General features: G+C 43.8%; 11 protein-coding genes. 10 read left to right on the top strand and 1 reads right to left on the bottom strand.

What is annotated here, in order from left to right; genetic code table 11:
• Nucleotides 1-2 precede the first annotated feature (2 nt).
• The 10 genes from K1I94_RS10135 (at nucleotide 3) to K1I94_RS10180 (ending at nucleotide 8,403) form a co-directional block, all read left to right on the top strand.
• Nucleotides 3-311: a putative quinol monooxygenase gene (locus K1I94_RS10135; protein ID WP_125392486.1), complete on the top strand. Its 309-nt coding sequence runs from the start codon at nucleotides 3-5 to the stop codon at nucleotides 309-311.
• A 239-nt stretch (nucleotides 312-550) separates the two neighbouring features.
• On the top strand, nucleotides 551-1,354 hold the full coding sequence (locus K1I94_RS10140; protein WP_223315237.1) for a helix-turn-helix transcriptional regulator: 804 nt from the start codon (nucleotides 551-553) through the stop codon (nucleotides 1,352-1,354).
• Between the two features lie 56 nt (nucleotides 1,355-1,410).
• Nucleotides 1,411-1,824: a VOC family protein gene (locus tag K1I94_RS10145; protein ID WP_223315238.1), complete on the top strand. Its 414-nt coding sequence runs from the start codon at nucleotides 1,411-1,413 to the stop codon at nucleotides 1,822-1,824.
• Nucleotides 1,825-1,833: 9 nt separating this feature from the next.
• On the top strand, nucleotides 1,834-2,193 hold the full coding sequence (locus K1I94_RS10150; protein WP_223315239.1) for a TfoX/Sxy family protein: 360 nt from the start codon (nucleotides 1,834-1,836) through the stop codon (nucleotides 2,191-2,193).
• Between the two features lie 293 nt (nucleotides 2,194-2,486).
• Nucleotides 2,487-3,404, top strand: a complete 918-nt coding sequence (locus tag K1I94_RS10155) for a DUF4299 family protein (RefSeq protein ID WP_223315240.1) — start codon at nucleotides 2,487-2,489, stop codon at nucleotides 3,402-3,404.
• Between the two features lie 180 nt (nucleotides 3,405-3,584).
• Complete coding sequence (locus tag K1I94_RS10160) at nucleotides 3,585-3,845, top strand: SemiSWEET family transporter (RefSeq protein ID WP_002898091.1); 261 nt, start codon at nucleotides 3,585-3,587, stop codon at nucleotides 3,843-3,845.
• 219 nt (nucleotides 3,846-4,064) lie between these two features.
• Nucleotides 4,065-4,826 carry a nucleoside phosphorylase gene (locus K1I94_RS10165; protein WP_223315241.1) on the top strand — a complete coding sequence of 254 codons (762 nt, stop codon included), beginning with the start codon at nucleotides 4,065-4,067 and terminating at the stop codon, nucleotides 4,824-4,826.
• 9 nt (nucleotides 4,827-4,835) lie between these two features.
• Nucleotides 4,836-6,521, top strand: coding sequence for an ABC transporter ATP-binding protein (locus K1I94_RS10170; protein ID WP_223315242.1), 1,686 nt, complete (start codon nucleotides 4,836-4,838; stop codon nucleotides 6,519-6,521).
• On the top strand, nucleotides 6,514-7,350 hold the full coding sequence (locus K1I94_RS10175; RefSeq protein ID WP_223315243.1) for an energy-coupling factor transporter transmembrane component T family protein: 837 nt from the start codon (nucleotides 6,514-6,516) through the stop codon (nucleotides 7,348-7,350). Before K1I94_RS10170 ends, K1I94_RS10175 begins: the two co-directional genes overlap by 8 nt.
• Nucleotides 7,351-7,455: 105 nt before the next feature.
• Nucleotides 7,456-8,403, top strand: a complete 948-nt coding sequence (locus tag K1I94_RS10180; protein ID WP_223315244.1) for a hypothetical protein — start codon at nucleotides 7,456-7,458, stop codon at nucleotides 8,401-8,403.
• 91 nt (nucleotides 8,404-8,494) lie between these two features.
• On the opposite strand, the gene rsmG is transcribed toward K1I94_RS10180, so the two are convergent.
• On the bottom strand, nucleotides 8,495-9,208 hold the full coding sequence (gene rsmG / locus K1I94_RS10185) for a 16S rRNA (guanine(527)-N(7))-methyltransferase RsmG (RefSeq protein WP_125330639.1): 714 nt from the start codon (nucleotides 9,206-9,208) through the stop codon (nucleotides 8,495-8,497).
• Between the last annotated feature and the right edge of the window lie 179 nt (nucleotides 9,209-9,387).

The following is a 9,387-nucleotide window of genomic DNA, read 5'->3' on the forward strand; positions in this document are numbered from 1 at the left end:
TAATGGAAAAATTTTGTGTTTATGGGAAATTAATAGCCCAAGAAGGAAAGGTGCAGGAACTTACTGCTTACATGCAAGAAGTTGTCAAAGAAATGCAAAATCTTGACACTTGTTTCTGCTATATCTTAGGTGAGAAGGCAGATGAACCCAACAGCATCTATATTTACGAAGTTTGGGAGAGCGAGCAAGCTCACAATGACAGTCTGACCTTGGAAGTTTTTCAAAATCTCATTGCAAAAGCTAGACCCATTATTGCAGGCATGGAAAATTTGCATAAGCTGACTATTTTTGATGGTAAGGCAAGTTTCTAAATTCCTAAGAAAAACTAAAAACTTTAGACGATTCAAACGTTTAAAGTTTTTTTATCATTTATTTACAGGTAAAAGTCTTGTTGGAAAGGGATTTGGGAAAGCAGACTATTTCCGCCGATTCTTGGGGCATCTCGCGGATTATCACTTGATTTCTGGTTTTCTTTCCACAGTTCTGATTTTTTGTCCTTTCTTTTTGATGTGATATAATGGGCTTAAATAAATGGGAAAGGAGCAAGTCTATGTCTAAAGCTATCATGGAAGAAGTGGCAGCCTATCTTCGTCAGCATGCAGATGAAGAGCTGAGTCTGACTGATTTGGCTCAGCATTTCCACTATAGCCCTTCCCATCTATCCAGAACTTTCAAGAAAAAGATGGGCTTTTCTATCAAGCAATATGTGGAAGCTCTTAAGATGGAAAAAGGGATTCAGGAGATTGTAGAAGGCCGGCAAAATGTGACCGAGACCTCTATGGAAGCTGGTTATGATAGTCTAGGCAGTTTTTCTAATACTTTTAAGCGGCATACTGGACTTTCGCCTAAAAAATATTATCAAGAATCAACCAAGGCTTATGATTTTATGGTCAAACAGCTGGATGAGAAGGGAGCTTTGTTGCATCAGGATCCCGACTGTAAAAGTGGCAATCGGTTGACTGTGGCGTTATCTTATCCTGAGGGGTATGAACCACGCATTAGCTGTGTCGGGCTTTTTAAAACCCGCATACCCAAAGAAGAGCCGGTTATCGGAGTAGCACTGAGCCAAGAGAGACAGTTTACTTTTGAAAATGTACCCGATGGTCACTACTATCTTTTGGCCTGTGAATTGCTGGAGGATTTACACCTAACTAAAAACTATGTCTTGAAGCATAACTTTCGCTGGGGCAGCGATGAGCCTCTCACTTTTTCAGGCGATAGCATCTATCAAGAGGAAATCAGCATGCGCAGGCCCTTGCCCAGCGATCCACCTATTACAGTTAATCTTCCAGTTTTAATCATGCGTTCCCTAGCCAAACAAGCGCAATTGAGAATAAGAAAATTTTTATCCTAATTGATAAACTGATACTAGAGATTTATTCTCAGCTATAAAAAATTGGAGGAACAATAATGAAATTAGACGTATTTTTAAGTTTTAATGGTCAGGCCGAAGAAGCTTTTCGTTTTTATGCAGATCTTTTTCAGACAGAGATAAAGGGACTTGTACGAGCCAGTGAGATGCTGGATCCAGCAGACCTTCCTGCAGAAAAACGGGATAAAGTTGCCTGGATTGCCTTAGATACGGAAAACTTAACCCTGAATGGTGAGGATGTAGGCGTTTTTAACGACCTATCAATTCCTAGCAATCACCAGCCCAATCAATGGTTAGTTCTGAGCCCAGACAGTAGAGAAGAAGCCGATGAGCTCTTTGCTAAGCTTGCTGAAGGTGGACAAATTCTCTATCCTTTAGAGGAACAAGCTTTCGCAGAGTTTTATGGTCGCTTGATTGACCGTTTTGGTATCGGCTGGGATGTGATGAAATGAGGCAGAAGGATGGCTTATAGTGAATCCTTAGCCCAGCAAGTCCGTGCCATTTTAGCTACTGAACTTCCTCCTCATGTTTTTGAAGAAGAGGTAGAAGAGAAGAAGATGTTTGGTGGTTTGGCTTTTATGGTCCGAGGTAAGATGACCGTTACTGTGAGTTCGAGAAGTCAAGAGCTTGTCATGGTACGCATCGGTAAGGAAATGGAAAAGCAGGTTCTGCCTAAAAATGGTGCTAGTGTCACAGTGATGAAAGGCAGGCTTTATCATGGCTATATTGATTTAGATGGCGAAGGACAAAAGGAACTGTCTTACTGGATCAAGCTAGCCTTGTCCTACAATCAGGAGCTGACACAGCAGGATAAAAAGTAAGAAGTGCTCAGAATGAGTTTTGCTTTCTTAGAAGTTTATTCATTGCCTTTTTACGAAGTTCAAATGTATTTTTAGAATCTGTATTGATGAAGCTTTCAGTCGGAAAGTCTCTTCATGGATACAGGTTTTTTCGTCTTTTTCTTCCAAAAATGTTATACTAATACCAGAGTCCGTTTTAAGAATGGAGCATGTCTTAAAAGTCTTGGAGAAAAGCTAGTTTGTACCAGTATTGAGTTTTGATTTTGCATTTTCTCGCTTTCTGAAAGGCTTTTGTAGTTAGAAAGGAGCATGGTATGAGTATTTCTTTTTACATTCAGAACCGAAAGGGCTTGTTTAGCTATAAGGCGGTCGAGACACCCCTGTCTCTAGTTTCCTTGGTGGAAGGTCTTGAGGTCGTAGGCCTCAAGGGCGATAAGGCTTATCAATCCTTGGATCAGGTCGGAACTTTTCTGGCTGTCTATTGGGAAGGGGCAGGCCGCGGGTTTGAAGTTTATTATCTGCCAGGCCGGGAAACCTATCAGGTCCGCGTCTTGACACCATCAACTGTGGGTGACTGGAAAGGGGCTATTCTCTTCATGAGTCGTTTGGCTCAGAAGATGAAGCAGGATATTGTCGATGAATACGGCACCACTTACACTGCTGACGGGATTTTTAATATTGATTTTGAAGCGGATATTCTCTACGGCCTGAACGATGCCAGAGTTGCAGCTGCGCCTATGCATGTTTTCGAAGGCTATGCTCATGATTTGTACATGTCGCAGGAAAAACTTCTGGAACTATTCAAAGCTGAAGATCCTGTGGAGGAGTTTGGCAGGCAGTTGACCGAGATGCAGCAGATTCAGAGTCAATTTTCTACTCCTAAGTATTATAAGGATCAGGATGGGAAATATCTGGGTTCTTATGTTCTGGCAGAAGGAGTGGACACAGTCCTTCCGACTCAGCCCATGCCCAAGGGCTACTTGGTTAAAGAGATGATTGAGAACGGTGCTAGTCAAGACATGGAATGGCATCTCCATATCCTGATAGAGGATGCCAGCAGTCCGCAGGGCTATAAATACTTGACAACAAAGGATTTAAAAGCTTTTTTGGAAAAGATTCCAGATATTCACCGCACCTATCTGGATTCCAGTCAGATCCGGATTCAGCCACTTAGTCGACTGGAACTGGAAGCCATTTTGAATCAACTTCCCGATGGAGAACCGAAGTTTTAGAGCTAGGAAAATTTACTTTTTGAATCTTAACAGAGCTGCCAAAAGGCGGCTTTTTTAGGTCTGTCAGCAGTTCTCACAATTTTGTGACTCTTTTCGTTTTGATAACATTATTGAAAATATCTTGAAAATTTCAAAAAGAAGCTATAGAATAGAGGTCAGTTTTATAAAAAGGAGAACGAAATGAAAGAAAAACACATGCTAATCTTGGGCTGGGTGGCCACTTTTATGTCTGTTATGATGTATGTTTCCTATATCCCACAGATTATGAATAATCTAGCTGGCAACAAGGGTGACTTTATCCAGCCTTCAGTAGCTGCTCTAAACTGTACTCTCTGGGTCATTTATGGCCTATTTAAAGAGAAGCGGGACATTCCTTTGGCAGCGGCTAATATGCCGGGCATCGTATTTGGCTTGATTACTGCTGCTACAGCCCTTATGTAAGATGAGATTGGGATTTATGCCCAGTCTTTTTTTGTTGGAAAATCATTGGACAAAGTACTCACTTCACTTGAGCTATAGAGTCTGCCTATGGCTTTGGCTATGTAGAAAATATGCAGGCAGCGTTCAGCAGACCGTCTTTTTATGATACAATGGTAAGATGAGGTCAGCAGAGGGCTGCTGGCTGTTTCATCAGGAAGAGAGGGATAAGAGAGCAAGCCTATGATACTTGAAGAATTTGACCAAAGTCGCAAGGCCATCATTAACCCAGAAGACTTGAATGAATCCATAGAAGGCTTTCCGGAGACGGCTGTTTCCTGCTTTGCCAGAGAGACTTTTGCGCGGATGTTGGCGGATTTTGAACATGAGCTGATTACGACGACTAGCATGGCAAATATTGAAATTCCTATCTATCGTATTTTTGCAGATGGACGGGAACTGGCTCTCTTCAATGCACCGGTTGGAGCTTCGGCCTGTGTGGCTATTCTGGAAGACCTGATTGCTTTTGGCATGAAAAAGCTGGTGCTTTTCGGTACTTGTGGCATCTTGGATGAGGAGATTAAGGAAACGTCCGTCATTATCCCGACGGAGGCCCTGCGTGATGAGGGGACTAGCTATCACTACCAGCCAGCTAGCCGTGAGCAGGAAGTTAATCTTGGCTTGAAAGATTTTCTAACAGCTTTTCTGGATGAGCGCGGTATTTCCCATAGCAAGGGCAAGGTCTGGACGACAGACGGCATTTACCGCGAGACGGTAGCTAAACTCCGCCAGAGAAAGGCTGAGGGAGCGATCTGTGTGGATATGGAATGCTCAGCCGTAGCGGCCTTAGCAGCTTTTCGAGAGATAACCGTCTGCCAGTTCTTTTATGCAGCCGACCACTTGTCTGAGGAAGCTTGGGATATGCGCAACCTAGCCAATCATGCAGACTTAGACGAAAAAGATAAGATTGCCAATCTAGCGATTCAAATCGCTCTGGCACTATAGAGAAATAAGATGAAAAAACCAATTATCCAATTTGAAGACTTTAGCTTTCAATATCAGGCCCAGTCTGAGCCGACCCTGAAGCAGATTAATCTGACTATTTACGAAGGAGAGAAGGTTCTGATTGTTGGTCCGTCTGGCTCTGGTAAATCAACGCTGGGCCAGTGTCTCAATGGGATTATCCCCAATATTTATAAAGGAGAGGCCAGCGGTCAGCTCTTGATTAAGGGGCAGTCAGCCTTTGAATCCAGTATTTATGATAAGTCCAATCTAGTCAGCACGGTCTTGCAGGATACGGATGGCCAGTTTATCGGGCTTAGCGTAGCAGAAGATCTGGCCTTTGCGCTGGAAAATGATGTGATGGAGCTGTCGCTTATGCGCGAAAAAGTCCGAACCTGGTCAGAGAAGCTGGATTTAGCGGAGTTTTTGCAGCATCGGCCCCAGGATCTATCAGGCGGTCAAAAGCAGCGCGTCAGTCTGGCTGGGGTTTTGATTGACGAGAGTCCTATTCTGCTCTTTGACGAGCCCTTGGCCAATCTGGATCCCAAGTCGGGTCAGGATACCATTGATTTGATTGACCAACTTCATCGGGAGACGGAAACGACGACTCTGATTATCGAGCACCGCTTGGAAGATGTCCTCTATCGGCCAGTAGACCGGCTAGTGCTTATCAATGACGGACGCATTCTCTTTAATGGACAGCCGGATGACCTACTCAGAACCCAGCTGCTAGCTGAAAATGGCATCCGCGAACCGCTCTACATTTCGACCCTGCGCCAGCTGGGCGTTGAAGTGGAAAAGACTGAAAGATTGTCCCGATTGGATCAGTTGCAGCTGGCAGATGTGACCTTTGAAGGCAGAGATTGGTCTGACTCTGACAAAGAGCCTCAGGAGCCCTTACTGGAACTGGAGCATGTGTCCTTTGCTTACCAGAGCGGCGGCAAGCCTATATTGCAAGATATCAGCCTGAAGATTTTCAAGGGTGAGCGGATAGCTATCGTTGGTAAAAATGGAGCTGGTAAGTCAACCCTGGCCAAGGCCCTCTGTCAGTTTATCGAGACTGAGGGGAGCTATAGCTGGCAGGGTCAGGATATCAAAGGAGACTCCATCAAGGAGCGAGCTGAGCGGATTGGCTATGTCCTGCAGAATCCCAATCAGATGATTTCGGCAGCCATGATTTTTGATGAAGTGGCCTTAGGCTTGCGCCTGCGCGGACTGGCAGAAGCGGAAATCGAAGAGCGGGTCCATGCGGCTCTCAAGACCTGTGGACTCTATGAATTCCGTAGTTGGCCGATTTCGGCCCTGTCTTTCGGACAGAAGAAGCGGGTGACCATTGCATCTATCTTGGTGCTGAATCCGGAGATTATCCTCTTGGATGAGCCGACAGCTGGCCAGGACCAGCGCCATTATACCGAGATGATGGACTTTCTAGACGAGCTCAACCAGCAGGGACATACGATTATCATGATTACCCATGATATGCAGCTGATGCTGGATTACTCAGATCGGGCAGTGGTTGTGGTGGATGGTCAGATTTTAGCCGATAAGGCACCTGCGCAGGTGCTGACAGATCAAGAGTTGATTGCGGCGGCTCATCTAAAGGAAACGTCAATCTTTGCTCTGGCTGAGAAGATTGGTGCCGACCCTCTGGCTTTGACCGAGTTTTATATGCAAAAAAAGGAGGACAAGCATGCTTAATCAGCGAAAATTAATCGGCTACCATGCAGGCGAGACGTTTCTTCATGGTTTGTCCGGTGCCAGCAAGATGCTGTTCTTCGTTCTGGTATCAGTGGCGGCCATGATTAGTTACGATACTCGCTTTTTGCTGGGGCTAGCCCTGCTGTCCCTCTGCCTCTTTCGGCTGTCCCATATCCGCATCCGTGATATTTCATTTGTTTTAGTCTTTGCGGCATCCTTTGCTGCTCTTAACTTAGTGATGGTCTATCTTTTCGCCCCTCAATATGGTGTCGATATCTACGGAGCCAAAGATGTCCTCTGGACCGGATGGGGAGCTTATAATTTAACAGCTCAGGAGCTGTTCTACCTCTTTAATCTCCTGCTCAAGTATGTTTCGACCATACCTCTGGCAGTGATTTTCCTCATGACAACCCATCCCAGTCAGTTTGCTTCCAGCCTACATCAGCTTGGTATTTCTTATAAAATTGCTTACGCAGTCAGTCTGACGCTCCGCTATATTCCAGATTTGCAGGAAGAATTCTTCCTAATCAGGATGTCTCAGGAAGCGCGTGGGCAGGAATTATCCAAGAAAGCCAAACTGACTCAGCGCGTGAAGGGAAATCTGCAGATTATCATTCCGCTGATTTTCAGCTCGCTAGAGCGCATCAATACCATTGCCACAGCAATGGAGCTGCGCCGTTTCGGAAAAAATAAAAAACGCACCTGGTATACCTATCAGGCTCTAAGCAAACGAGATATGCTGGTGCTGACACTGGCAGTCGCCTTTCTATTGCTCTGCTTTGTCCTCTTCGCAGTCAATCACGGCCGATTTTACAATCCGTGGAGGTAGGATGGAGCATGTTTCTTATAAATGTACGGTTTCCTAAAGTATCTTCTATTTATACAATATTTTAGGAGCTTTTGGAGACTTACATGCTGAAAGGGAAGGAGTAATATGAAGAAAAAATGGAAATTTATAGTAGTTCTCGTAGTTGTTTTGTCTTTAGTTGGCTCTTACGATGCGTATCGATATTTTACATATAATCGTTATAAAGAAAGAAACTATGCAATTGAACCACGAGCTTATGAATTTATTGCAGATAGGCAAGGGGTAGCTATTACATGGCGGCCAATAGATTCTAAGTATAGATCGAAATTTGGAGGTTATTCAGATGCAATTTATGGCAAGAAATATATTACGACGGATAGCTATCAATTTGTTCACCGTTTTAATGACTCTGACTTTGATTTGAAACATCTAACTTGGGGTGAGTACTGGAAAATTCAAGTATATGATACTAGTACGGATAATTTAGACCGTAAGGAGTACGACTTACTTAAAGCTGTTCAGGAATATGACGATGGCTATTATCCTTATGACAGCTACACCTATTTTGTTAGCTATAATAATCAAGAATATCGAACAATAAAATTAAGAAAAATTGGTGGAGGGCCTGGTCGCTTAGTCTTATTCAATCTTGGAACAGGGAAGGTGGAAGATGTTCCAGAAGGGGCAAATATGGGTGGGGATGGACGAACTAGTATTTTTATCAACTATACAAGCCTTAAAAATTACTATTCTGAGAGCATGACAAATACTAATTCTTCTCTCTATTTCCCCAATTCAGTTATTAAACAATCTTCTGATTGGCGCCTAAAGGAGGAATACCCTAAAGCCTATGACTTGATGACGAAGCAAGGAGGCCAATTATATCTTTTGACGGATAAGACAGATCCTAAACTGATGTCAGACATTTACAGTCTTTTAATTCCAAAAGATAAGCAGTTATTTGATAACTTAACTGTTTATGGTAGTGTCACAAAAGACGGTCAAGCTCATGTGGTCAATTCTTATGAAGAATTTATCAATGTTTTAAAACTAGAGGAACAGGAAAGTGAGTAAGCGACTTTTTTGTACTTATCGTAGTCTTGTAGTATATTGAACTTCTAGTCGGTTACATAAAAAATCAGACAATCCTTGCCTGATTTTTTTCTTATAACGGTCTTTTATTTGGCATGCCGGCTTTGCGGGGGTATTTATTGGGTGTTTCTTTCTTCTTTTCCACCACTGTGATAAAGCGAGGGTCACCGTTTGGTAGGGCATAGCTGAGATTGTCTTGGACCTTGCTAAAGAGTAAGTTGAGGGCATTTTTTGCTTCGTCCAGTTCCTCAGGAGCATTGGAAGCCTTGAGCGCTAGGAGCTTCCCGCCAACTTTCAGGTAGGGAATGGTCAGTTCAGACAGAACCTGCATCCGAGCGACTGCACGGGCGGTGACGAGGTCAAATTGGGCCCGAAAAGCCTTGTCCTGAGCAAAGTCTTCTGCGCGGCCATGGTAGAAGTGAACCTTGTCCAGCTCCAGCTCCTCTGCCAGCAGTTTGAGGAAGTTGATGCGTTTGTTGAGCGAGTCAATGATGGTCACATCCAGCTGAGGGCAGATGATTTTCATAGGGAGGCTAGGAAAGCCGGCCCCGGCACCGATGTCCAGCAGCTTAAGCTCTTGATTATCAATCAAACCTTGCAAAACGGGCGCTATTGAATCATAGAAATGCTTGAGATAGACTTCATTTTTCTCCGTGATAGCTGTAAGATTGATTTTTTCATTCCATTCGACCAAGAGTTCAAAATAACGCTCAAACTGGTCTTTCTGGCGGTCAGTCAGCTCGATTCCCTGCTGGGCTAAGAGCTGGTAAAATTCTTGCGGTGTCATAGTTTCATCCTTGTTTTTCAGTATTCATCCTATTATATCATAAAAAGGAGACCCCAGCATTCTGTGAACCGCACCCCAAAAGTTAGACAGAAAAATCTAACTTTTTGGGGTGTTTTTAAATGAAACTAACTTATGAGGATAAAGTTCAAATCTATGAACTAAGAAAACAAGGAATCAGC

Origin of the sequence: Streptococcus sanguinis, assembly GCF_019929145.1 — a bacterium.
GTDB classification, from domain to species: domain Bacteria; phylum Bacillota; class Bacilli; order Lactobacillales; family Streptococcaceae; genus Streptococcus; species Streptococcus sanguinis_U.